This is a genomic window from Caulobacter sp. GW821-FHT09A05 (genome assembly GCF_059418465.1).
In genome coordinates, this window is the sequence record NZ_JBWKPX010000026.1 from 1 (window position 1) to 24,505 (window position 24,505).

Consider the following 24,505-nt stretch of genomic DNA (forward strand, 5'->3'; position numbering starts at 1 on the left):
CCACCATCGACTTGACCGACCCCAAACCTGTCAGTCATGTCCCCGAACAGGTGTCCGCCATGTCCCCGAACTGAACAGTAGCGAAGCGGAGACCCGGGACCGCCGCAAGCGCTGAGTTCACGCCCCGGTCCCGGATCTTCGCGCTACGCGCTCGTCCGGGATGACAATCCCTATTCGACCGCCCCACTTCAGGGGACGCACGGTTTCGCCGCCTCACGCGGACGCCCGCTGAGCGGATGGGGAAGGGTGCGAAGCGCCCGGGCTTCGCCCGGAGGATTTGCAGTTTTGAATACCGTTTCGACGAAGTGCAGGCGCTCCGCGCGGCCGTTATCCGGAAGCCTTCGGGTCGCGGATTCTTAACCCGCTCCGATGGAGGCCCCCGACGGGCAGGGACTTGGCGTTCCCTGGACCGCGCGGGCGATTTCAGCCCGCGCCTGCCGCGTCCGCCGATCCTTCGCCGCCTGGGCTTCGTCCTGTGTCGCAAGGAACCCGACCAGACCGCCGCGAAGGCGTCACTTAAAGACCACCGGCGAGCGCTTCCCGCTCGACCACCCCCAAAAGCCGTCTGGTCGCCGGCCGGACGCCCTTCCCATGCTTTCAGGTGCAACCAGGATAAGGGCGGTTCGAGGGGGTGCTGACAAGTTCAGGTCGAAAAAGTTCAGGGCGTTGAAATTGCCGGACTTCGTTCTCTATCCGCCGAGGATGGAGGGCCTTCTGGCGGGCCTCGAAGGACGCACCGCGCTCGAAGAGTCCGACTGGGGTCGGGTCCGGCAGTTTGCGATTAGGACCTTCGGCTCCGCCGAAGGCGGGCGTGCGAAACGTCAGCTTGGGGGCTATCCGCCCGCGTGGTTGTCGCCGCCGTGCGCGGCGATGAACAGGGCGACGGCCGACCGGCAATAGGATTCGATTTCGTCGTCGTCCCCTGCTCTGGCTTCATCGAAGCGTGCGATCATCAGCAGATCGGATCCCTTGAAGAGCGCGGCGAACAGGCGGGCGGACTGGAGCGGATCGGGCACGTTCAGAACCGCCTTCGCGTGCAACCGACGCAACAGGGCCTCGATCTGGGCGATGACATAGGCGGGGCCGGCCTCGTAGTGGAGCTTGCCCAACGACTTTTGATTGGTCTTGTCGGCCATGATCATGGCTTCGACACCGCGGACGTCCGGGCTCAGCAGCGTGCGAAGCAGGGATGATCCCACCGCCATGAGCTGATCCTCGGCCGAGCCATCGACACCTTCAACAAGAGCCAGTGGGGCAAACTGACGGCAGTGGGCCGCGATGGCCGCGCCGAACAGCGCCTCCTTGTTCTCGAAGCGCCGATAGATGCTGAGCTTGGATATCTTCGCCCGCTGGGCGACCTTGTCCAAGGTCGTCGCCTGAAAACCCAATTCCACAAGGAGGTCGTACGCGGCGTCGACGATCGTTTGGCCAAGGGCCTCGTTGGCGGGCCGGCCGCGCCGGGCCTGGCTGTTTTCGGTCACGAGCATTCCAGTACTTGACGGTATCCTAATTCCTGCATTACGGTACCACGCAGTATCGCAAATGTGCAAGCCAATGGATAGGTTCATCACCATGGATGACGTCATCATCATCGGCGGCAGCTTCGCCGGTCTCGCCGCCGCCCTGCAGCTGGGCCGCGCCCGCCGCAAGGTCACGGTTCTCGACACCGGCCTGCAGCGCAACCGCTTCGCCGGCCACTCGCATGGCCTGCTCGGTCACGATCACAAGCCGCCGCTGGACATCCTGGCCGAGGCGCGGCGGCAGCTGGCGCGCTATCCCACGGTCAAGCTGGTCAATGCCCGCGCCGACGGCGTCTCCGGCGCCATCGACGATTTCTCCGTCCTCACAGGCGATGGCGAAAGCCTTGGGGCGCGCCGCCTGATCCTGAGCTATGGCGTTGTCGATCAGATGCCCGACATTCCGGGGTTCGCCGAAAGCTGGGGCAAATCCATCGTGCCCTGTCCCTATTGCGACGGCTTTGAAGTCGCCGGCCAGCATTGGGGCCTCGTCTGGTCCGGGCCACAGTCGATGAATCAGGTCAGGCTGTTCCACGATTGGACCGACAGGTTGACGGTCTTCGCCGATGGTCACGACATTCCGCCCGATGTCCGCGCCGATCTGGCGCGCCGCAACACGCCTGTCGTCGATGGCCGGATCATCGAGATCGCCCGTCACGGGGACCATAACGCCACCATCAATCTCGACACCGGCGCCAATGTCGCGGTCGACATCCTGTTCGCCCATCCGCGCAACAAGCCGTCCGCGAGCCTGCATGAAGCGTTGGGCCTCGCCACGGTCGATACGCCCCTCGGCGTCATCCTCAAGGTCGACGAGCGCCGCGAAACCAGCATGCCCGGCGTCTACGCCGCCGGCGACCTCGCCAACCCCATCACGCCGCCATCGGTCACCCTGGCGTCATCGCACGGCGCGATGGCGGGCATCTTCGCCCAGCAGTCGATGCTGGTTTGAGAGGACGGAGTCCAGGAGCACGCTGGAGCCGTGGCTGGTACGCCGCTGTGAGCTGGCCCGGCCTCACGCTCGATTAGGTCGGGGCCGGGAATCAGCTCCACGTCTGAAACCGGACCCTGGCGCCCGCGCCGCCGCCGCCTCGCTACAGCCCCTTGGCCACGCCCTCGCGCCGGGGATCGGCTCCGCCTTCCAGCACGCCGCCCGGGCGCACGATCACGCCGTGCAGGCCCGAGGTCTCGTTCTGGCCGGTCCGGATCGCCACGCCCCGCGCCTGCAGGGCCGCGGTCATCTCCGGCCCGAACTTCTCGACGTCGGCCGAGAAGCTGTCGCCGCGCGCCACCAGGTTGGGCAGGCTGATCGCCTGCTGCATGGTCAGGCCCCAGTCGAACACCCCGACCATGGCCTTGAGATTGTAGGACAGGATCGCCGAGCCGCCGGGCGAGCCCACGGCGGCCAGGAACTTGCCGTCCTTGTCCAGCACCACGATCGGGACCATCGACGAGCGCGGCCGCTTGCCCCCGGCCACGGCGTTGGCGCCCGGCGCGCCGTCGCCGTCGTGCGGGTCGAAGTTGAAGTCGGTCAGCTGGTTGTTGAGGAAGAACCCGCCGACCATGCGGCCCGAGCCGAACACGCTCTCGACCGTGGTGGTCATCGACACCACGTTGCCCATTGGGTCGACGATGACCATGTGGGTCGTCCCGGCCGGCTCCTGGGTCTTGTCGGGGCCGACGGCCGGCGCGCCCTTGGGCAGGCCGAAGCTGGGGGCCGGGCCGGCGGTGTCGCCGATCAGTTTGGCGCGCTCGGCCACGTAGGCCGGGTCCAGCAGGCCCTCGACCGGCACCTTCACGAACGACGGATCGCCGACATAGCGGTCGCGGTCGGCGTACATCACCCGCTCGGCCTGGGCCAGCAGGGTCCAGGCCACGGGGTCGGTCGGCCCGCGTTTGGCGATGTCGGTGTGCTCCAGCATCTGCAGCGCCTGGATCACCGACACGCCGCTCGACGACGGGTTGGGCACGCAGACGGTGTAGACCTTCCACGGCCGGCACAGGGCGTCGGCCGAGCGCGGCCTGTAGGCCTTGAGGTCCGCCAGGGTCATGCTGGAGGCCAGGTCGCCCTGGCGCAGCCGGTCGACGATCTTCTGGGCCAGCGGGCCCTCGTAGAGGGCGCCAGGACCCTTGCTGGCCAGGTCGCGCAGGGTGGCGGCGTAGGCCGGGTTCTTCAGGGTGTCGCCGGCCTGGTAGCGCCGGCCGTCCGGCTTGGTGAAATAGGCGATCACGTCCGGCGCGGCGTTCTGCGGCACGCGCGGGCTGTTGATCATGCCGGCCAGGCGCGGGCTGACCGTGAAGCCGCCGTCGGCCAGGCGCTCGGCGTCCTTGAACAGCGTGCTCCAGGCGGCCCTGCCATGCTCCTTCTGGGCCTGGGCCAGCATGCCCACCGCGCCGGGCACGCCGGTCGAGCGGCCCGACAGCACGGCGGTCACGAAGTTCAGCGGCTTGCCGTCCGGACCCATGAACAGCTGCGGCGTCGCCGCCTGGGGCGCCTTCTCGCGACCGTCATAGGCGGTCACCTTGCCGGTCCTGGCGTCGTAGAACACCATGAACGCGCCGCCGCCCAGGCCCGAGCTCTGCGGCTCGACCAGGCCCAGCACCGCCTGCACCGCCACCGCCGCGTCCACCGCCGTGCCGCCGTCGCGCAGCACCCGCAGGCCGGCCTCCACCGCCAGCGGGTTGGCCGCCGCCACCATGCCGCGGGGCGTGTAGGCGGCCGCCGCCGCCGGGGCCTGGACGGGCGGCGCGGCCTCCGTCGAAAGGGGCGCGCAGCCGGCGATCAGGATGGCGAGCAGAGGGGCGATCAGACGCATGACGAACTTTCTCGAAGACCCCGGTCACGGAAACGAGGAGCGCGCCGTTGCGATCCCGCGCGACCAAGGTCGTTCCTCCCAAGAAGGGAGCGGAGCCTTGCGGGTCAAGGCCTGGAGGCCGTCCTCCACAAACTTCGCGCGATCTGCATCAAAAGGCGCTTGCGTCCCCGGGGCGTCCGGGCTATCTCCCCCGCCTCGCCGAAAGGCAGTGCGCGCCCGTAGCTCAGCTGGATAGAGCATCAGACTACGAATCTGAGGGTCGGACGTTCGAATCGTTCCGGGCGCGCCATTTCTCCTAATCATTTCAAATGGTTCGCGAGGGGTCGGTTACGCCGCGCGCTTCGCTGGCGGCTGTAACAGCTGTAACCAGCTTCGTTGATCCGCCGAATGTCAGTCGCTGGGCATAAGATTTCGCTGCACAATCAATCGCATAGCCAGTTTGATGTAGTCTGAGGCTCATTTTGCGCAGCATCTTCCGGTAGAGGCGATGTGATGCTTGCCCTAGGCTGTCCACTGGCGTCGCATTGTCGGGGTGATCGTTTGGAAGCGTTTGATCTGGACTTCGGGGCCGGCTCTCGCGGCGGGATGACTATCCAGATCGGGGCTGGTCCAGCTTCAAGGGGAGCCATGGCCCCAAGCGTCTATCTCACCGATGAGGCCTATTCGTTAGTAGAGCCAATCTTGGTGCGCGCTGCACCCGGCTATCACCCCGACACTCGATGGGGCATCGCCGAATTCAGCGCGGACATTTGGCGTGAGGTGATCGGCGAGCTCACGCTTATGGCGGAGAGACTCGAGGCCGGCGGCAAATTGGCCGGTTCAGATATCGCGTGGGTCCATTCCGTAGATTTGGATAGTGGCGTCGAAACGGACGCTGGCATGTTTCTCGATCAGCTGAACGGATTTGAAGGCAAGAAAGCTGTCGTGCCGTTTCTGCTGAGGTTGGCCGAATGGATCCATGACCAGGTCCGGCAAGAAGGCGCTCTCACAATATACGGCTACTGAAAGCGGACCGTAACTCGTGGGGGCGGGTGCTGGCCCTATGTTGTTTGGTTACAGGTGTCGCCAAACAAGTCTCTGATATCGCTATGCTTGTAGCAGGGCTACGAATCTGAGGGTCGGACGTTCGAATCGTTCCGGGCGCGCCATTTCGGTTTAGAATCGCGAACTTCCAGAATCGCAGACTGGTCGCCGCCTGGCCGACCGCGTTCAGGACGCCGGTCACCAGCAGGGTCTCCGCGGCCGCGAGCCGGCCGACCGTGACGATTGCCGACCAGGCGGCGACGAACGGCGCGCAGACGGGGGCGGCCTCGTCCATGGAGAGGCCTTGGGGTTTGTCCGAAGGCCAGTCGGCGGGTCTTGCAAACTCTCTTCGGCGCTGATCACGCGGACGGTTGGTCGGCCATCCTTCGCCTCTTGTGTCCAAGGGAAGCCGCGCGGCGAGCATGAGGTCGGCCGCAAGCGATAGGAAGTCCACGGAATCTGGGCGTAGCCCAGGCTTGATCTCGCTACCGGGGTCGGCGGCAATGACGGCGTCGACATCGGCCCTGTTTGGCGGCCCTTTCAGGGACGCGAGAGCGCTCGAGCGAGGCTTGCGCGGAGACTGCGCGCCTGCTCCGGACCGATCGGACCAAGCACCCCTCGGCTCTTGGGCGGCAGATGCTCGCCGGGGTCGCCCTGGGCCTGGAAGACATAATGAGAGAATACCGCCTGCCACGCCTGGCGATGGGCGGGCGGAAGCGCCTTGATCGCCAGGATCGCGTGCATCATCGCGTCGCGCGGCGCGCCATAGACCGCCGAGGGCGGCGTCCACCAGTAGTTGACCAGTACATTGATCGGCTCCAGCGAACGGACGTGGTGCCACCAGAGATAGGGGATGTAGATCGCGTCGCCGGGCTCGAGCTCGGCGGTCATGGACGCGGCGCGGGCGGCGGCGAACCGCGGGTGGAGTTCGGGGTCGGTCTCGTCCAGCGCCACCAGGCTGATGGTCGCCCCGGCGGGCGTCATCTCCATGGGGCCGACATAGAGGTTGCTGATCTGCTCCGGCGGGAACAGCGTGAACTCCCGCCGGCCCGCCACCACGCACGCGATGTTCTCGGCTGGATCGTAGTGGGTCGCAACGGTGACGGCGTTGCCGATCCACAGTCGCGGATCGACCGTGTCGGCCACGAGCCCCAGACGGTTCTCGGCCGAGAACCCAGGCAGGTTGTCGCGCGAGGTGATCGACTGGGCGGCGAGAGCCGGCGGACGTTCGTCGTCCAGATGGTCCAGCAGGAAGTCCAGCACGGTCGATACCCGCGCCGGCTGCTGCTGAAAATTGAAGCCGCTCAGGTCGTCATTATAGAAGAACCGGCCATTGATCCGCGGCGGCCCCGAGACGGTCTTGATCTGTTGGCCCTGGTCGAACCGGCGCAGGTAGTCGCAGATGGCCGCGGGCGAGGTCCGCCCGGCGGCCACCACCGGCCAGTCGCCCACCAGGCCGCGCATGACCACCGGCCGCGCGGCCGGCACGACCTCGTCCCGGAAGCGCTCCGGCGTGACGTTGTCCAATTCGGGGATCTGTGTGGGGATGGTCATCAGGACTTCGGTCTCTGGGTTGATCGCGCCGACGATAGCGCGGCCAAAGGACGCAGACCATCCGGCGGGCCTGGCCTTTCAGGGCCTGACAACGCTTTCTGCAATTTGTTTTATTTAATTCCCATTGCGCTTCCATTACGATGTCGTAACGTAGCTGTCGGGACAGCGTACGTAGGTAAGCGTGTTGAGACAGCGCTGTCCGAACGGCGGGGCTTGAGGGGTTATCGAAAATCGCGCGGGCAAACGCGTGATCCTGGGGCGGGAACAACGGATCGATCCGACTTCGTCGGCCATCGCGACGCCAGCCCTTTCAGATTGAAAAAGCGACCATCATAGGTCGCGATGAAGAATGACCGCGCCCTGGCGTTGAAAAATGGTCTCTGTGGGAGGAGAGAGGGAATGAAGAAAACAAGGTTCAAGCGCGCGTCCGCGCGACAGGCGATGCGCTACGGCGCCTCCGCCCTGGCGCTGGGAGCGGTCACGTTCGGCCTGGCGCCGACCGTCGCCTTCGCCCAGGCCGCCGCGCCGGGCCAGGAAGCCCAGGCCACGGTCGCGGATGACACCACGGTCACCGAAGTGGTCGTCACCGGCGTCCGCCAGGCGCTGAAATCGGCGCAACAGCTCAAGCGCGACGCCGATACCGTCGTCGACTCGATCACCGCCAGCGACATCGGCGCCTTCCCCGACAAGTCGGTGGCCGAGGCCCTGCAGCGCGTGGCCGGCATCACCGTCAACCGCTTCGCCGCCACCGCCGACACCGCCCACTTCTCTGCCGAACCCTCGGGCGTCATCGTCCGCGGCCTGCCGCAGGTGCGGTCGGAGTTCAACGGCCGCGACAGCTTCACGGCCAACTCGTCGCGCGGTCTGGGCTGGGGCGACATCTCGCCCGAGCTGATGGCGGGCGTCGACGCCTACAAGAACCAGACCGCCGAACTGATCGAGGGCGGCATCGCCGGTACGATCAATCTGCGCACTCGCACGCCGTTCGACTCCAAGGGGCGGCTGTTCGCCCTGTCGGTCGACGCCACCTACGGCGACCTGGCCGACCGCGTCACGCCGAGCGTCTCGGGCATCTGGAGCGACCGCTGGGACACCAAGATCGGCGAGTTCGGCCTGATGGCCAACTACGCCTATTCCCAGGTGATCACCAATTCCGAAGGCATCCAGTACGGTCGGACCGCCATCTTCGACGAGGGAATCTATTCGGGTAAGGGCCTGAAATACATTCCCTCCAGCGTCGCCTATCGCGACAATACCTATGACCGCACCCGCAACGGCGCGGCCTTCGCGGCCCAGTGGCAGGACCATGACCACAAGTTCCTGGCCACGCTCCAGTACAACCGATCCAAGTACAAGAACGAGTGGGAAGAATATGTGATCGGGGCCAGCCCGTTCAGCCTGTTCGCCTTGCCCACCTCGTTCCACGTGACCCCGGGCAGCCTGCTGATTCCGCAGCCCGCCCCCGGCACCCCGGACTTCACCTTCGACGACCAGGGCAACTTCCAGAGCGGGGTGATGACCTCGGATATCGGCTGGTGGGGCGCGGACAACGCCGGATCGGCGCAGGTCGCCCGGAACAGTTCGGGTCAGCAGATGGTCGAGGCCTGCTACGGCTGGAACGGTTGTACGCCGGCCCGGCGCGGCGGCGACTTCACGACCGACACCCGATACAATGTCGGCACCAACATCACCGAGGATCTCGGCTTCAACCTGAAATGGAACCCCACTGAAAAGTGGCGCTTCAACTTCGACGTCCAGAAGGTCGAAGCCACCGTCGACAACTACGACATCGGCGTGGGCCAGCAATCGTTCGCCAATATCGGCCTGGACGCCACCGGCGACCACCCCAAGCTGACCCTGCTGCCCGGCACCAACATCAACCTGGCGCCCGGCGGGCTGCTGAACCCGAACGCTTATCGCTACAACTACGTCCAGGACCATATCGAGAAGTCCGAGGGCGACGAGTTCGCGACGCGGCTCGACGTCCAGTACCTGTTCGAGTCGGACTGGCTGGATTCGATCAAGGTGGGCGTGCGCTACGCCGACCGCGACCAGACCGTGCGCTGGGGCAGCTACAACTGGGGCAACATCGCCAACACCTGGAGCAACAACGCCGCCTGGTACAACATCGACAGCTATGCTCCGGCGCCGAACGGCGCGGGCGGCACCTTCACCGGCTATCAGCGCGGCCTCAGCGACACCCGCCGGTTCAGCAACGACTTCTTCGGCGGCGGCCTGCTGACGCCCCAGGAGTTCGTGTTCTTCAACATGGACAAGCTGAAGGACCACGCCGGCATGCAGCAGGCGCTGGGTTCGGCCTCGACCGGCGTGGGCGACTGGAACGCGCTGTGCTCGGGCAAGGGACGCCGCGCGGCGGAGACCAACTGCTTCCTGCCGTCCGAAATCCTCAACGTCTCCGAGGAGAGCAAGGCCGCCTACGCCATGCTGAAGTTCGGCGGCCGCGGCGGCACGCTGTTTGGCCACACCTATTCGGGCAACCTCGGCGTCCGCTATGTCGAGACGACGGTGGAAAGCAAGGGATCGACGGCCTTCCCCGTGACCCTGAACGCCAGCCAGCTGGTCTGCGAACCGCGGGGCGCGCCCCAGCCCGGACAGCCGACCCCCGAGATCACCCAGACCATCGGCTGCTATATTTCGGCCGAGGATCGGGCGTTCAACTCGGGAGCCACGACCCCGAGCACGATCTCGACCAAGCACGAAAACTGGTTGCCGAGCTTCAACTTCAAGTTCGACATCAACGACAAATGGCTGCTGCGCTTCGCCGCCTCACGTTCGATGGCCCGCCCCGACATGGGCAACCTGAAGAACTACCGGTCGATCAGCATCAACCTGCCCAGCGTCGACAATCCCGGCGATCCGCGCTGGCAGCGCAATTCGGCCGGAGTCATCACCGGGGTCGCGCCGCGCTACACGGCCAGCTCGCAGAATCCGCGCCTGAAGCCGATCACGGCCGATCAGTATGATCTGTCGCTGGAGCATTACTTCGCCGACGTCGGCTCGTTGTCGGTCGCCGTCTTCCACAAACAGTTCCATGACTACATTCAATTCGGGACGTTCAACGAGACCTTCACCAGCAACGGCGTGACCCGCACCGTCGAGGTGAATGAACCGGTCAACGGCAAGGGCGCCAAGATCCAGGGCGTCGAACTGGCCTACCAGCGCTATTTCGACTTCCTGCCCGCGCCGTTCAACGGTCTGGGGATCCAGGCCAACTACACCTATGTGAAGAACAAGGGCATCGTGAACACCAACATCACCCCCGTCTCCGGCGACGGCGGCGGCGGCACCGGCGGCGGGGGGCTGCAGGCGGTCGCCGACAGCATCAAGGTCGATTCGCTGGAAGGCCTGTCGGAGCACGCCTACAACGTGGTCCTGATGTACGAGAAGGGTCCGTGGGCGGCGCGCGCCGCCTACAACTGGCGCTCCGAGTACCTGGTGACGGCGGTGGACTGCTGCGTGGCCTTCCCGGTCTGGCAGGACGCGGCCGGCTTCCTGGACGCCTCGATCCGCTACAAGGTGAACGACAACGCCGAGATCAGCCTCCAGGGCAGCAACCTGCTGGCCACGGAGACGGTGCTTCGTCAGCAGGTCACCGACTACGACAAGGGCGGGAAGCTCACGCCCAACGCCTGGTTCAAGAACGACCGTCGCATCCAGATGGGCGTGCGCCTGAAATACTAGCCTTGGCACTGGGTGCGCCGCGAGCGATCGCGGCGCATTCCCTCCCCTCGGGGCGTCGGAACCGGCGCCCCGATTTTTTTGACAATGCCGATCGCGCGCTCGATCATCCGCCCGCGTCGGTCGGTGGGCTCTCGAATCGGAAATCCTCCGGCGTCCGAGCGGCGGCGGCGAGGATCGGAGTTTTCTTGATGCCAGCACCTCTGAGGGTGGTGATCGTCGGTGGCGGGACGGCCGGCTGGATGTGCGCGGCGGCCCTGGTCGGCGCGGTCCGCCCTGGCGTCTGCGAGGTCCGGCTGGTGGAGTCCGACGAGATCGGCATCGTCGGCGTGGGCGAAGCCACCCTGCCGCAGATCAAGGAATTCAACGAATATATCGGCGTCATCGAAGCCGACTTCATGCGCAAGACCAACGCCACGTTCAAACTCGGCATCGAGTTCGTGGACTGGGGCTTCAAGGGCTCGTCCTACATCCATCCCTTCGGCGTGCACGGCAAGCCGATGGGCGGCGTGCCGTTCTATCAGTACTGGACCAAGGCCCGCCAAGGCGGCCGCACCGACGATATCGAGGACTTCTGCCTGCCGATCGTCGCAAGCCGCCTCAACCGCTTCGACTTCCCCACCACCGACGAAGGCGGGATCAACTCGACCTTCGCCTACGCCTATCATTTCGACGCCAACCTCTATGCGGGCTTCCTGCGGGAGTTCTCGGAAGCCCGGGGCCTGCGTCGCACCGAGGGCAGGGTCGTGGACGTCACCTTGCGCGCCCAGGACGGTCATATCGCCGCGATCACCCTGAACTCGGGCGAGGTGATCGAGGGCGACCTGTTCATCGACTGTTCGGGCTTCCGGTCGCTGCTGATGGGCAAGGCGCTGGAGGTGGGCTACGAGGACTGGACGCCGTGGCTGCCCTGCGACCGGGCCCTGGCCGTGCCTTGCGAGCGCACCGGCCCGCTGACGCCCTACACCCGCTCCACCGCCCGCGAGGCCGGCTGGCAATGGCGCATCCCGCTGCAGCATCGCACCGGCAACGGCTACGTCTATTCCAGCCGCTTCATCAGCGACGACGAGGCGGCGGCGACCTTGCTCGCCAACCTGGACGGGGCGGCGCTGGACGATCCACGGCCGCTGCGCTTCCAGGCCGGCCGGCGGGAGAAGTCCTGGCATCGCAACTGCGTCGCCGTGGGCCTGGCCAGCGGCTTCCTGGAGCCGCTGGAGAGCACCAGCATCTACCTGATCCAGGTCGCCATCACCAACCTGCTCAAGCTGATGCCCGCCAGGACCATAGACCCGGCGCTGGTCGAGGAGTTCAACCGGCTGGTCGACGTGGAGTACGAGCGGGTGCGCGATTTCCTGATCCTGCACTACCACGCCAATACCCGTGACGACGCGCCCCTCTGGACCTATTGCCGCGAGATGGACGTACCGGAGTCGCTGCGTCGGCGGATGAGGTTGTTCCAGCACCGGGGCCACATCCACAAGTACGGCCAGGGGCTGTTCGCCCCGCCCAGCTGGCTGTCGGTGTTTGTCGGCCAGGGCTTGCGCCCGGTCCACTACGACCCGCTGGTCGACAACCTGCCCTATGAGCGGATCGTCGCCGAGATGGACGCGCTGCGCGACAGCGTCGCGCTGGCCGCCCGGAGCATGAGCGATCATGCCGCCTTCGTGGACGACTATTGCGCCTCGCCCGCCGCGGTCCGCCTGCGGGAAGGCGTCGCGTCGTGAGCCGGCCGATCCGCAGCGTCGCCGTGGTCGGCCGCGACGTCTCCGCCTGGTTGACCGCCCTGGCCCTGCAGCGCGCTTTCGGCCGCCAAGGCGTCAGCGTCACGGTCGTCGAACTGCCCTCCGCCCTGCGGGCCGTCGACGCGGTGATCGCCCTGCCGGCCCTGGAGGGGCTCCACCGGCTGCTGGGTCTCGACGAGTCCGAGGTGCTGGCCGCCTGTTCAGGCGTCTACGCCCTGGGTCAGCAATTCGCCAACTGGTCGCGTTCGCGCCCGCCGTTCGTCCACGCCTATGACAGTCAGGGCGCGGCCCTGCGCCAGGTCCCTTTCCTTCACTACTGGCTGAAAGCCCGCGCCGAAGGGTTGAACGTGGCGCTGGAGGACTTCTCGCTGGGCGCCGCGGCCGCCAAGCACGGCAGGTTCATCGTCCACAACGACGCCACCGACAGCTTCTCCAAGGCGCGCAACGGCTATCACCTGGACGCGCAGTCCTACGTCCGGCTGCTGCGCCACAAGGCGATGGCGGCCGGGGCGCAGCGCGTGGCCGGAACGCTGGATCGCGTGGCGCGCTCCCCCGCCGGCGTCGCCTCGGTCACCCTGAACGGCGGGGCGAGCGTCGCCGCGGACCTGTTCGTCGACGCCTCGGGCCCCGACGCGGTGCTGGCCGGCCAGGCGCTGGAGGTCCCATTCGAATCCTGGTCGTCCTGGTTTCCCTGCGACCGGGTCCTGGCCGCCTCGGGCCCGCGCCTGAAGCCGCTGCCGGCGATGAGCCGGATCTCGGCCTTCGGCGCCGGCTGGATGGGGATGTTCCCGCTGCAGGACCGCACGCCGGTTGTCGCGGCCTACGACTCGCGGCGCATCTCCGACGAGGAGATGGCGCGGACCGCCTCGGTGCTGGCCGGCATGGCGTTGGGCGACGCGGTGGTCAGCCCGTTCGCCGCCGGCTGCCGGGCCGCGCCCTGGACCGGCAACTGCGTCGCCATCGGAGAGGCCGCCGCTTGCCTGGAGCCGCTGGACGCCGCGCCGTTGCACATGATCCACCTGGGGATCTCGCACCTGATCACCCTTTTCCCGGTGGACGCCGACAACCTGCTCGAGGCCCATCCCTACAACGAGGCCGTGCTGTCCCACGCCCGGAACCTGCGCGACTTCCAGATCGCCCACTACCGGCTCAACGAGCGCCTCGACGAATCGTTCTGGGACGGGGCGCGGGCCGCCGAGCCGCCGCCGGGCCTGGCCTACAAGCTGGACCTGTTCTCCGCCCGGGGCGCGGTGGCGCTCTACGAGGACGAGACGTTCCAGGAGGAGAACTGGATCTCGATCCTGATCGGCCACGGCCTGATCCCCCGAGGCCACGACCCCCAGGCCGACGCCATGCCGAGGGAGGAGCAGATCCAGAGCTTCCAGCGCATGCTGGGCTTCATCGCCGCGGAGGTGCGCGAGATGCCGTCCATCGAGGCCCAGTTGGAACTGTTCGCGCCCCCGCCCTCATCCGCCTCGTTCTGAAGGTCGCCCGATGTCTAGCCTCCCGACGCCGCCCGTACGTATTCGAGACATCGTCATCGTCGGCGGCGGCACGGCGGGCTGGATGGCCGCGGCCGCCCTGTCCAAGGTGATGGGAACCCAGGCCTATACGATCACCCTGGTCGAATCCGAACTGATCGGGACGGTGGGGGTCGGCGAGGCCACGATCCCGATGATCACGATGTTCAACAGCGTGCTCGGCATCGACGAAAACGAATTTGTCCGCGAGACCAACGCCACGTTCAAGCTGGGCATCGAGTTCGCCGGCTGGCGCCGCGAGGGTCACAGCTACTTCCACCCGTTCGGCCAGTTCGGCGTGGACATGGACGGGATCAACTTCAACCACTACTGGCTGCGCTGGATGCAGGCGGGCGGTGGAACCGACCATGGCCGCTTCAACGCCGAGACCGAGGCCGCCCGCCAGGGAAAGTTCGGGCGCACCGGCGACGGCCGCTCCCCTGGCCTGCCCAACATCAACTACGCCTTCCAGTTCGACGCCAGCCTCTATGCCGCCTATCTGCGCCGCTACGCCGAGAAGCGCGGAGCCCGCCGGACCGAAGGGCAGGTCGTCAAGGTCGAGCGGAACGGCCAGAGCGGCCTGATCGAGAGCCTGCTCCTGAAGGATGGCCAGACGATCCGCGGCGACCTGTTCATCGACTGCTCGGGCTTTCGGGGCTTGCTGATCGAGGAGACGCTGAAGGCCGGCTACGAGGACTGGAGCCACTGGCTGCCGGTCAATCGCGCCGCCGCCGTGCCCTGCGCCAAGGTCGAGGACCCCGTCCCCTACACCCGCGCCACCGCCCGCGAAGCGGGCTGGCAGTGGCGCATCCCGCTGCAGCACCGCACCGGCAACGGCTACGTGTTCTGCGATCGGTTCATCAGCGAGGACGAGGCCGCCCGGCTGTTGATGACCCGGCTGGACGGCGCGCCCCTGGCCGAGCCGCGCATCCTGCGTTTCGTCACGGGCCGCCGCCGCAAGTCGTGGATCGGCAACTGCGTCGCCCTGGGCCTGGCGAGCGGCTTCATGGAGCCCCTGGAAAGCACCAGCATCCACCTGGTGCAGGTGGGCATCTCCAAGCTGCTGGCGATGTTTCCCAAGGGCGGTTTCAACCCGCTGATCACCGACCGCTACAACGCGGAGATGGAAGCCGACTACGTCAATATCCGTGACTTCCTGATCGCCCACTACAAGATCACCGAGCGCGAGGACACGCCCTTCTGGCGCTACTGCAAATCGATGAGCATCCCCGACAGCCTGGCGACGCGGCTGGAGATTTTCCGCACGCGCGGGGAGGCGATGGTTGTGCACCATGAACTGTTCAAGGAACAAAGCTGGTTCGCGGTGCTGGTGGGCCAGGGCCTGACGCCCATCGATCACCACCCGGTGGCGGACCTGCTGTCGGAGGACGAGCTGAAGCTGCGGTTGGCCAAGGTTCGCACCAGCATCCAGGATCGAGTGAATGGCCTCCCCGGTCATCAGCAGTTCATCGACAAGAACTGCCGCTCAGCGGCGGGGTGAGGCTTGGCGCCCTGCATGCTGGAATTTCGTGAAAGGGGCGTTCGTGATTGGCTGGGCTCCTTGGCAGAAGCGACCCATCATTGAACGGCCGTGGCCCATAGCGGGCGTTCTCCAAAACCTACCGCAACGAACCGACAGAATCAGGCTCTCTCGGGATCGAGCCACCCAGGCGGAAGCCGAAAAGGCGCCGTTGCGTCTAGCGGCTCCAACTTTCACCTGTGGTCATCAGCGTGGCCCTGGACGGCAGAAACTGATCGATGAACGGCAGGATGGCCGCCCCGATCGCGGGGCCGTCGTTCGCGGTAGCGGCTCGTAATACGCGCGTCGGAGCCGACAGTGTGGTGGTTTGACTCAGACCGCGACTGAGCGCCTCGACCAGATCGTCTATGATCCAATTGGGCAGGCGCCCCCCGATCAATAGCGCCTCGGGGTCTATCACGCAGCTAAGATGAGCGAGGGGTTCGGCCAAAAGATCAGCCGCCAACTCAACCCATTCGGCGACTAGAGCGGCGATTTCCTGAGAAGGATGGCTGAGCACGTCGATGCCATCGCGCCTATGTCCAGCCTCGCCAATCTTCTTAAGCAAGGCCGACAGCGATACGACGTCCTGCAGGGGCGCCGCGTTCGCTTCGGTGGAGCGGGGGGGTAGGAAATCGCCCTCGAAATTGGCTGCCTTCGTCGGGCCGTCCTTTTTGTAACCCTCGCCATGTTAATCTCGGAAATCTGTCGTACAGATTTTCCTAAGGTTGCTTGCGACCGCTGGGTCTAAGACCGCCCTCCCTCCTTCCCCCGGGCGCCTCTTTTCTCGACCGGTCGGCCCGGCGGCGTTCGAAGGGGCTCCCGGGCGTCCCGACCCAAGCCAGGCCGTGGCGCCGCGCCGGTCGGCGCCCGCGCCCAGGTGGCGACCCCCGCGCCGCCGCCCGTGGCCGGCGCGAAGTCGGCCGTGGTCCAGAAGATCAAGGTCCATTCGATCGCCATCGCGGGCAATCTGGAAGGCGAGAGCGCCGACCGCGACGTCTTCGTCGTGCTGCCCGACAGCAAGACCGTCCCTAACGGCTCGATGTATTCGAGTTCCCGAGCGGCGGGTGATTTCGAGACCTGCATCGCCAGGGATCTGGTCGCCTATATCGACACGCACTATCGCACCCTGCCGGTCCGCGATCGCTACGGGATCGCCAACCGCTTCGAGGTCTACGCGGGCGACCACACCAGCGGCGTTGCGGTCGATCTATAAGTGTAACCCGGTGAGGCTTGGCAAGTTGTCAGGCAATTTGGCGACCGCGACGTCTCGCTCAACCGGTCGCGCCGCATTGAATGTCGGGGGATATCGCTCGCCGGCCTTGTCGCGGGGAGGGATGCGCCACCGCCTCCAGGATCCAAAGGTCATACCTCAGGCGCCGCCCGGGACAACCGGGATGACCCAGCGGGAACTTCGAGCGTGAGGTCCCTTGGCGGACGCCGCGGCCGGGTACGGCTTGGAGGCGCCGTCGCCCGGCGCCAGGGCCGTGATGGCGCCTGGCGGCCCTGGCGGGGTGGATATGCCGGCGACGCCGGATCCGGGGGGGCATGGTGCCCGCCCCCAACACGTCTTGGCTGCCTATGGCTCGGCGGCGGGGAGGGGAGTGACCTCGATCGCCGAGACGATCGCCTCGCCCTTGGTGGGGACGAATTCCAGCGTCAGGCCCTGGTCGCTGGCGCTGGCCTCGAACGTCTTGCTCAGCGCCTTCAGCGGACCGCCGGCCTGGGCCGAAACATCGAGGTCCGCCAGCGTCCGCGCGCCGCTGGCGACGACGTCGAAGCGCCGCTCGCCGCTGGCCAGCTTGGGCTCGACGAAGGTCAGGCTCACGCGGTAGCGGCCCGGCGCGGCCGGGATCGCGTAGGCGAAGCGGCCCTGGCGATAGCTGGCGGCCACGTCGATCTCGTCGGTTCCGCTGATCTGGGCCCGTACGGCGGGACGTCCGTAGTCGGCCGGGGTATTGGCCGACTGGGCCTCGCCGCCCTTGAAGAAGGCGTCGGAGCCGAAGGTCGTGGCCTTGCCCGCGCCGACGATGGCGCCGGCGTCGATGCGGAACGGCGCGGCTGCGTCGGCCGGGCGCTTCCAGGTGATGCGGTCCTCGACGGGCCGATCGCCGAACCGGGCGCGGGCGACCAGGACGTTTTCGCCCGGCGCCAGGCGCACGGCCGGCCAGACGCAGATCCGTTGCGGGCAGTCGCCGCGCGATCCCAGCGAGCGGCCGTTCAGCGTCAGTTCGGTCGTCGCGCCGTTCGAATACACCCGCACGTCGGTGACCGGATAGGCGCGGTCGACATAGCGCCGGCCATTGATGTGCACCGTCGGCGTCGTCGCCCAGTTGGCCTTGTAGAAGTACCAGGCGTCCTTGCGGATCCTGCGGTCATAGGTGACCAGGCCCTTGGTGTTGATGTCGTCGGCGTCGCCCTCGTGACGGATCGTGGTGGCGAAGTCGAAGGCGTTCCACAGCCACGTGCCCCACAGGTAGGGACGCCGCGACAGGGCCGCCCAGGCGGTCTCGTGAATATGGCTCTCGTACTCCTCGGGCTGGGTGCGGCCCCGGGAGTCGATCGGGCCGCCCAGGACGTCGTCGGTGTGGAGGGTCACCGCGCCGCCAGCGCCGTATTCCGTCACCGACAGGGGCTGGCGCGGGCGCTTGGCGCGCAGGGCGTCCAGGTGCGGGCCCAGGTCGTCGGGCGCGCCGAAATACCAGCCGAAATAGCGGTTGGCGCCGCCCAGGTCGGCGGCCTCGGCGGTGGTCGGCACATCGACGCCGGCGGCGAAGACCCGGCCTTCGCAGCACGTCGCCAGCGCCGTGGGGCGCCCGGGGTCTTCCTGGTGGGCCAGGGCGTTCAGCGACTTCAGCAGCGGCATCGGATCCGGCGCCTTGCCGTCCTTGTAGCCGGTCAGGAAGGCGGGGAACGAGTTGCCGAAATCGACCTCGTTGGCGACGCCCCAGGTGGCGACCGAGGCGTGATTGTAGTTCTGCCGGATCAGTTCCTTGAGCTGCTGCCGCGCGTTCTCGACCAGGGCCGGGGTCGGCTCGAGCGCGCCGCCGAGCGTCCAGGCCGAGACCAGCGGGATTTCGTCCCAGAGCACGAAGCCATACTTGTCCGCCAGGTCGTGGATGACCTGGCCGTGCTGGTAGTGGGTCAGGCGGATGGTGTTGGCGCCCATTTCGCGCAGGATCGCCATGTCGTCCTCGACGTCGGCGGGGCTGATCGCCCAGCCCTTGCCCTCGCGGTCCTGGTGATAGCCGACGCCGTGCAGACGATAGGGCTTCCCGTTCAGCAGAAAGCCCCGGTCGGGGTCGAACGCCATCTGGCGCACGCCGAAGGGCGTCGTCACCCGGTCGAGCACCTTGCCGTTCGCGGCGACCAGATCGGTCTCCAGTCGGTAGAGGTACGGATCGGCCACGCCGTTCCAGAGATGCGGATCGGCCAGCGACAGGGTGAGGGTCGCCTCGCGGGCGCCCTTGGCGGGGAGGGCCGCGGGGGCGCTGGCCTGGGCGGCCACGCGGCCCGTGGCGTCATGGAGCCTGGTCACCACGCGGGCGGCTAACGCCGCGGCCATGTCGTTTCGGAGTTTGGCGCGAACCTGGATCCTGGCCTTGCCCGGCGATAGCGCGGTGGTGGTCGCATAGACGCCCGCGCCGCCGAAATCGAGCATGTCGAAATGGGCGGCGTTGGTGAGAACCAGGCTGACGGGGCGGTAGAGGCCGCCATGCACGAAGAAGTCGCCGGTCAGGGGCAGGTTGTCGGCCGTAGAGGAGCCGGGCGCGGGCTTGCTGTTGTCGGTGCGCACGACCAGCAGGTTCTGGCCCTCGCCGCGCAGGGCGTCCGTGGCGTCGAGGCGGAAGCGCGAGAAGCCGCCCTGGTGTTCGCCCAGATAGACGCCGTTCAGCCAGACCTTGGCGGCGCGACTGGCCGCGTCGAACTGCAGGTAGGCGCGCCGGCCCTCCAGCCTCGGTGCGGAAAACGTCAGCCGGTACCAGCCTACGCCCTGGGCCTTGTTGATGGTCTCGGCGGTGTGCGTGCGCTCGACCGGACCGGGCAGGTAGAGGCCCACCCGGTTCCAGGTGTGGGGCACGGCGACGCGTCGCCAGTCGTGGTCGTCGAAGCTCGGGCTTTCGACGCCGCTCAGCGCGTCGTCCTGGCGAAAGCGCCAGTTCTCGGCCAGGGCGGTCTCCGCGCGCACCGGGGCGGCCGGCGACTCGGCCCGGACGATCGCCGGCGCGACGAGGATCGCCATCGCCGTGGCCAGTAGCAGTCGTCTCATCGGCAAGCCCTCCCTGGTCGCCACCTGATGGAGGCGTTGGGGCGAGCTTAGCGCCTTAGGTTAAATCTGCCAGATCAATTTCAAAAAATTGGTCAGTCAGATTATTCGGCGATGGTGGAGAAGCGCGCGCGCACGCCGGCCGCGGTCTTGCGCGCTTCCTCCAGCGCCAGCTCCTCGGTGGTGAAGAGCAGGTGATCCATCACGGCGGCGAGGTGGGCGCGCATGGCGGCTCTCGCCGCTTGCGGGTCCCGGGCCTTGAGCGCTTCGACGATCCGGCGGTGTTCGGCGACGACGGGGCGGATCTTGGCGCTGCGGGCCTTGTTGTGAAGCAGGGCGCAGGCCGGCGATGTCGAGCGCAGGCGCCACAGCTCTTCGATCGTCAGCACGATCCCGGCGTTGCGGGTGGCCTGGGCGATGGTCATGTGGAACGCCCGGTCGGCGTCCTCCGTCACCTTGGCGCGGAGGTTTTCGGCCGTCATGTCTTCCAGCAGCCTTTCCAGCCGGGCGATCTCGTCGTCGGTGATGTGATTGGCGGCCAGGGCGGCGGCCTCGCCTTCGAACGCCAGGCGCGTCTCGGTCAGTTCGAAGGCCGTGATCGCGAAGCCCGGGTGGTCTTCGCGGCCGGGCAGGCGCCGAACATAGGCGCCCGATCCCACGCGAATATCGATGTAGCCCTGGACCTCGAGCGCGATCAGCGCCTCGCGCACCGCGGGGCGGCTGGCGCCGTACTCGGCGCAGAGCTCGCGCTCGGCGGGCAGGCGGCTGCCGATCTCGTAGCGTCCCGCGATCAGGTCGTCGAAAACGTGGCGGGCCAATCTCTGGTAGATGCGGTCCCCGCTCGCGCCGCCGTCGTCCGCGGGGCTCGCCCTTTCGGCGCTCCCCTTTGCGCGAGCCGTCATTCCGTATCTCCCGGTCATCGTCAGTGTTGCGTGCGCTCGCCAAGGCCGTCGCTGGAACGGCCGTCAGCTGATTGTGGTCCGGATCGGGCGAGTTGTCAGGCAAAAAGAGGTTGACGCTAAAGTCCCAGCCCCAAGAATTGGTCAGGCAGATCAAGCGTGACCGGACAGACCGCTCGCGAAAAAAGATACAGGAGGGGAAATGAACAGGCGTCTTCTTTGGATGGCGAGCGCCGCCATGATCGCGGCTTCCGGCCAGGCTTGGGCCCAGACCGCGCCGGAGCCGGCCAATCAGGCCGTGGCGCTCGACGAGATCGTCGTCACCGCGCAAAAGCGCGAACAGAACCTGCAGGACGTGCCGGCCGCCGTCAGCGCCGTCAGCAGCGAGCAACTGGAAGCGCGCAACGTCGTCCAGGTCACCGATGTGGTCCGCGTCTCGCCCAGCCTGACGGTCACGGAAAACACCAACGCCACCGGCAACAGCATCAACCTGCGCGGGATCGGCACGTTCTCGTTCAGCATCGGCATCGAGCCCAGCGTCGCGGTCGTGGTCGACGACGTCGCGCTGCTGCAGCAGGCCCAGGCCTTCTCCGGCCTCAACGACATCGCCCGCCTGGAAGTTCTCCGCGGTCCGCAGGGCACGCTGTTCGGCAAGAACGCCGCCGCCGGCGTCATCAACATCGTCACCCAGAAGCCGACCAAGACCCTGACGGGCTCGGTCGGTGGAACCCTGACCAGCGACGGCGAAAAGCGCGTCGAAGGGATGATCTCGGGCCCGATCTCGGACAAGGCGGGCTTTCGCCTCAACGCCTTCTACGGCGATCGCGACGGCTATGTCCGCAACCTCAACACCGGGCACAAGCTGAACGGCGACCGCTCCTACGGCGTCCGCGGGCGTCTTGAGCTGGATCCGACCGACAATCTCAACATCGCCCTGACGGCCTCGCACACCAACACCCGGACCGACGGCCAGGTTCGCACCTTCCGCAGCATCAATCCGGGCGCCAGCGCCTTCGGCGCGCCGCTGGCCCTGTCCGCCGTCGGGCTCACGCCGGGCGACGGCAACTACAGGATCCGGCTGGACACCGAGCCGAAGAACACCAGCAAGCAGACCATGCTGAACGGCCGCGCCAGCCTGGACCTTGGCGGCGCCAACCTGGTGTCGATCACCAGCTACCAGGACTGGCGCTTCCGCTTCCTGGAGGACCTGGACACGCTGGGCACGCCGACGCTGCTGAACACGGCCGACCCGACGAGCATCCTGCCCAACGGCTCCACGGCCGGCGGCCCGTTCCACTCGACGAACTTCACCCAGGAACTGCGGCTGGTCTCCAGCGGCGCGCGCAAGCTCGACTACCTGTTCGCCCTGTTCTACGCCGACGGCGATTCCGACCGCTCGTTCTCGCGCGGTCCCAACGCCGCGACCAGCTGGGCGGCGACGGCGGGCACCAGGACCATGGCCGCCTTCACCCAGATGACCTACCACGTCGGCGAGAAGACCCACGTCGACGGCGGCCTGCGCTTCAATCACGAGGTCATCGAGGCGACCTTCCTGAACCGCACGCCGACCGCCACCCCGCCGGCCAACAACGCCTCATGCCTGTCGGTCTGCTCGGGCAAGGCCAAGGACGACCACGTCACCTACAAGGTGGCGCTGCGCCGGGACCTGGCGGACAACGTCATGGCCTACGCCTCGTTGTCGACCGGCTACAAGGGACAGGGCTTCGACATCAGCACGGGCTTCAATCCGGGGCGCGCGGCCAAGCCGGTGCGTCCCGAGACCAGCAAGGCCTACGAACTGGGCCTGAAGAGCCGGATCCTGGAAAGTCGCGTCCAGCTCAACGTCACCGGCTTCCTGACCGACTTCACCGACTTCCAGGCCCAGGGCGGCGTCACCCAGCCGGACGGCACCATCGTGCCGCAGCTGAGCAACGTCGGCTCGCTGCGGAGCAAGGGCGTCGAGGTCGAGGTCTCGGCCAAGCCGGTTCGCGCCCTGCGCATCGACGCCTCGGCCGCCTATACCGACGCGACGATCCGCGAGTTCGCCAACGCGCCGTGCTACACCAACCAGACCCTGGCCCAAGGGTGCCGTCCGGTCGGGGGCAGCAACTTCCAGGACCTGTCCGGCAAGTCCTTGGCCAACTCGCCGAAGTTCAAGTACTCGCTGGCGGGCGTCTATGACGTCGCGCTGCCGAGCCTGCCCTTCGACGGTTTCGTGACCGCCGAGTACACCCATCAGAGCGCGGTCATGCTCGACCTCCTGGGCACGCCGATCTCGCGCCAGAAGGCCTATGGCGTGGTCAACGCCAGCATCGGCGTGGCGGGCCGCGACGAGGCCAACTACCGCGTGGCGCTGTTCGTCAACAACCTGTTCGACCAGCACTACGCCAGCTCGCTCGGCTACACCGGCTCGTCCAACGCCGGGGCGGTCGCGCAGCTGCTGCCGCGAAACTCCAAGCGCTATGTCGGCATCCGCGCGCGGATGGGCTTCTAGCCCGGTCTTCGCGCGGCCGATCCCGCCCGCCTCCGCCCAGGATTTCTCCCCCCTTGTCCTGGGCTCCTCGTCGCCTCGGCGACCGGCGACGCGCCTGAACGGCGCGTCGCCTTTTTTGTCGTCGCGGGCGTGCGGCGGGCCAGGCCGGGACTCGTCCTGGCGGCAATTCCTGCTAGACGTCGGGCGATGGGGAAAAGCAAGGACAAGGGCGTCACGATCATCGACATCGCGCGCGAAGCGGGCGTGTCGATCGCGACGGTCTCCCGTGTCCTCAATCGGGGGGAGGGGGCGGGGCCCGAGGTCCGCGCCCGGGTCCTCGAAATCGTGGATCGCCTGGGCTACCGGCCCAACGTCTCCGCGCGCGCGCTGTCGGGGCGGCGCAGCTACCTGATCGGCGTCATGTTTCTGCGCCTGGGCGGCTACCACTATGTCGGAGAGGTCCAGCTCGGCGCCATGAACGCCTGTCGCCGCGCCGGTTACCATCTCGTCGTCGAGCAGATCGAGACCCCGCAAGGCGTCATCACGCCCGAAGCCCTGGGGGAAATCCTGCGGGACGCCGCTTTCGACGGCCTGGTCCTGACCCCGCCGCTCTGTGACGATCCTCGTCTCCTGGCCGCCGTCGAGGATGCGGGCGTCCCCTACATCCGCCTGGCGCCCAACAGCGATCTGGAACGTTCGCCCTATGTCTGGATCGACGACCAGGAGGCCGCCCGGGAGCAGACCCTGCGGCTCTGGGACATGGGTCATCGCCGCATCGCCTTCATCGGCGGCCCCGCGGGCCACCGCGCCGCCGTGCGCCGACGCGAGGGCTACCTCGCCGCCATGCGGGAATGCGGCGTCGTGGTTCCCGACGACTGGATCGTCCGCGGCGACTTCTTCGGCATGTCGGGCTTCCGCGCGGTCGAAACGCTTCTGGCCCTGGACGCGCCGCCGACGGCCATCTTCGCCGGCAACGACGAGATGGCGATCGGCGCGCTCGCCGCATTGGCCAAGCACGGGGTCGGCGTGCCGGAGCGTATCTCGGTCGTCGGTTTCGACAATTCACTGGCGGCGCAAACCTCCTGGCCGCCGCTGACGACGGTTCACCAGCCCATCGCGGAGATGGCCGAGGCGGCGGTGGACATGCTGATCGCCGGCTTTGGCGACAAGAGGTTCCGCGCGCGGATCCACGAACGCAAGCTCGACTATCGCCTGGTTTCCCGTCAGTCGGCCGCCCCGCCCCCTCGCTGAATCCCGCGTTTCGCAAGCTCCAGGCATCGGTTCGCAAAAAAGAGGCCTGACCAATTTCGATTGTTATAGAAAACGTTTTCGTACGGAGTTACAAAGCTCTCCGTCGTCGTCACGGAAGCGGCGAGTAGCGAGGCCTTCATCGTGGAGGCCAAGGGAAACCAGGGGACTCATGCCGCGCGCGCGACATTCTGCGCCAACTGGTCAGGCCTCTTCGTGGCGTCGGTG

Annotated in this window: 15 protein-coding genes and 1 tRNA gene; 10 read left to right on the forward strand and 6 right to left on the reverse strand. The window is 67.1% G+C overall.

What is annotated here, in order from left to right; genetic code table 11:
* Positions 1–833: 833 nt before the first annotated feature.
* A complete protein-coding gene (locus AC07NX_RS20115; RefSeq protein WP_494644226.1) occupies positions 834–1,487 on the reverse strand; it encodes a TetR/AcrR family transcriptional regulator in 654 nt (217 codons plus the stop codon).
* 85 nt (positions 1,488–1,572) lie between these two features.
* Here AC07NX_RS20115 and AC07NX_RS20120 point away from each other — a divergent pair, with 85 nt between their 5' ends.
* Positions 1,573–2,469, forward strand: coding sequence for an NAD(P)/FAD-dependent oxidoreductase (locus tag AC07NX_RS20120; RefSeq protein WP_494644227.1), 897 nt, complete (start codon positions 1,573–1,575; stop codon positions 2,467–2,469).
* A 142-nt stretch (positions 2,470–2,611) separates the two neighbouring features.
* Here AC07NX_RS20120 and ggt read toward each other — a convergent pair whose 3' ends face one another.
* Positions 2,612–4,333: a gamma-glutamyltransferase gene (ggt, locus tag AC07NX_RS20125; protein ID WP_494644229.1), complete on the reverse strand. Its 1,722-nt coding sequence runs from the start codon at positions 4,331–4,333 to the stop codon at positions 2,612–2,614.
* Positions 4,334–4,545: 212 nt separating this feature from the next.
* Here ggt and AC07NX_RS20130 point away from each other — a divergent pair.
* A tRNA-Arg gene (locus AC07NX_RS20130) sits at positions 4,546–4,622 on the forward strand.
* A 338-nt stretch (positions 4,623–4,960) separates the two neighbouring features.
* Complete coding sequence (locus AC07NX_RS20135; RefSeq protein ID WP_494644230.1) at positions 4,961–5,338, forward strand: hypothetical protein; 378 nt, start codon at positions 4,961–4,963, stop codon at positions 5,336–5,338.
* Between the two features lie 558 nt (positions 5,339–5,896).
* On the opposite strand, the gene AC07NX_RS20140 is transcribed toward AC07NX_RS20135, so the two are convergent.
* Complete coding sequence (locus tag AC07NX_RS20140) at positions 5,897–6,910, reverse strand: cupin-like domain-containing protein (protein WP_494644232.1); 1,014 nt, start codon at positions 6,908–6,910, stop codon at positions 5,897–5,899.
* 399 nt (positions 6,911–7,309) lie between these two features.
* On the opposite strand from AC07NX_RS20140, the gene AC07NX_RS20145 reads away from it, so the two are divergent.
* The 4 genes from AC07NX_RS20145 to AC07NX_RS20160 all read left to right on the forward strand — a co-directional run bounded on the left by AC07NX_RS20145 (position 7,310) and on the right by AC07NX_RS20160 (position 15,372).
* Positions 7,310–10,612: a TonB-dependent receptor gene (locus tag AC07NX_RS20145; RefSeq protein ID WP_494644234.1), complete on the forward strand. Its 3,303-nt coding sequence runs from the start codon at positions 7,310–7,312 to the stop codon at positions 10,610–10,612.
* A 188-nt stretch (positions 10,613–10,800) separates the two neighbouring features.
* Positions 10,801–12,333, forward strand: coding sequence for a tryptophan halogenase family protein (locus tag AC07NX_RS20150; protein ID WP_494644235.1), 1,533 nt, complete (start codon positions 10,801–10,803; stop codon positions 12,331–12,333).
* Positions 12,330–13,835 (forward strand): tryptophan halogenase family protein, encoded by a 1,506-nt coding sequence (locus AC07NX_RS20155; RefSeq protein WP_494644236.1) that lies wholly within the window; start codon positions 12,330–12,332, stop codon positions 13,833–13,835. The genes AC07NX_RS20150 and AC07NX_RS20155 overlap by 4 nt, the downstream gene beginning before the upstream one ends.
* Positions 13,836–13,845: 10 nt before the next feature.
* On the forward strand, positions 13,846–15,372 hold the full coding sequence (locus AC07NX_RS20160) for a tryptophan halogenase family protein (protein WP_494644238.1): 1,527 nt from the start codon (positions 13,846–13,848) through the stop codon (positions 15,370–15,372).
* A 196-nt stretch (positions 15,373–15,568) separates the two neighbouring features.
* Here the strand turns inward: AC07NX_RS20160 and AC07NX_RS20165 are convergent, their stop codons facing one another.
* On the reverse strand, positions 15,569–15,958 hold the full coding sequence (locus AC07NX_RS20165; protein WP_494644239.1) for a hypothetical protein: 390 nt from the start codon (positions 15,956–15,958) through the stop codon (positions 15,569–15,571).
* Positions 15,959–16,270: 312 nt separating this feature from the next.
* Between AC07NX_RS20165 and AC07NX_RS20170 the strand changes: the two genes are divergently transcribed.
* Positions 16,271–16,606 (forward strand): hypothetical protein, encoded by a 336-nt coding sequence (locus AC07NX_RS20170; protein ID WP_494644241.1) that lies wholly within the window; start codon positions 16,271–16,273, stop codon positions 16,604–16,606.
* Positions 16,607–16,969: 363 nt separating this feature from the next.
* On the opposite strand, the gene AC07NX_RS20175 is transcribed toward AC07NX_RS20170, so the two are convergent.
* Positions 16,970–19,660 (reverse strand): glycoside hydrolase family 2 TIM barrel-domain containing protein, encoded by a 2,691-nt coding sequence (locus tag AC07NX_RS20175; protein WP_494644243.1) that lies wholly within the window; start codon positions 19,658–19,660, stop codon positions 16,970–16,972.
* Positions 19,661–19,761: 101 nt separating this feature from the next.
* Positions 19,762–20,559 carry a FadR/GntR family transcriptional regulator gene (locus tag AC07NX_RS20180; RefSeq protein ID WP_494644244.1) on the reverse strand — a complete coding sequence of 266 codons (798 nt, stop codon included), beginning with the start codon at positions 20,557–20,559 and terminating at the stop codon, positions 19,762–19,764.
* A 235-nt stretch (positions 20,560–20,794) separates the two neighbouring features.
* Between AC07NX_RS20180 and AC07NX_RS20185 the strand changes: the two genes are divergently transcribed.
* Complete coding sequence (locus tag AC07NX_RS20185; protein WP_494644245.1) at positions 20,795–23,050, forward strand: TonB-dependent receptor; 2,256 nt, start codon at positions 20,795–20,797, stop codon at positions 23,048–23,050.
* Positions 23,051–23,236: 186 nt separating this feature from the next.
* Positions 23,237–24,280 (forward strand): LacI family DNA-binding transcriptional regulator, encoded by a 1,044-nt coding sequence (locus tag AC07NX_RS20190; protein ID WP_494644247.1) that lies wholly within the window; start codon positions 23,237–23,239, stop codon positions 24,278–24,280.
* The last annotated feature ends 225 nt before the right edge of the window (positions 24,281–24,505 follow it).

Coding starts and splice junctions, on each gene's coding strand:
- AC07NX_RS20115 (WP_494644226.1), bottom strand. CDS start 1,487: ATGCTCGTGACCGAAAACAGCCAGGCCCGGCGCGGCCGGCCCGCCAAC.
- AC07NX_RS20120 (WP_494644227.1), top strand. CDS start 1,573: ATGGATGACGTCATCATCATCGGCGGCAGCTTCGCCGGTCTCGCCGCC.
- ggt (WP_494644229.1), bottom strand. CDS start 4,333: ATGCGTCTGATCGCCCCTCTGCTCGCCATCCTGATCGCCGGCTGCGCG.
- AC07NX_RS20135 (WP_494644230.1), top strand. CDS start 4,961: ATGGCCCCAAGCGTCTATCTCACCGATGAGGCCTATTCGTTAGTAGAG.
- AC07NX_RS20140 (WP_494644232.1), bottom strand. CDS start 6,910: ATGACCATCCCCACACAGATCCCCGAATTGGACAACGTCACGCCGGAG.
- AC07NX_RS20145 (WP_494644234.1), top strand. CDS start 7,310: ATGAAGAAAACAAGGTTCAAGCGCGCGTCCGCGCGACAGGCGATGCGC.
- AC07NX_RS20150 (WP_494644235.1), top strand. CDS start 10,801: ATGCCAGCACCTCTGAGGGTGGTGATCGTCGGTGGCGGGACGGCCGGC.
- AC07NX_RS20160 (WP_494644238.1), top strand. CDS start 13,846: ATGTCTAGCCTCCCGACGCCGCCCGTACGTATTCGAGACATCGTCATC.
- AC07NX_RS20175 (WP_494644243.1), bottom strand. CDS start 19,660: ATGAGACGACTGCTACTGGCCACGGCGATGGCGATCCTCGTCGCGCCG.
- AC07NX_RS20180 (WP_494644244.1), bottom strand. CDS start 20,559: ATGACGGCTCGCGCAAAGGGGAGCGCCGAAAGGGCGAGCCCCGCGGAC.
- AC07NX_RS20185 (WP_494644245.1), top strand. CDS start 20,795: ATGATCGCGGCTTCCGGCCAGGCTTGGGCCCAGACCGCGCCGGAGCCG.
- AC07NX_RS20190 (WP_494644247.1), top strand. CDS start 23,237: ATGGGGAAAAGCAAGGACAAGGGCGTCACGATCATCGACATCGCGCGC.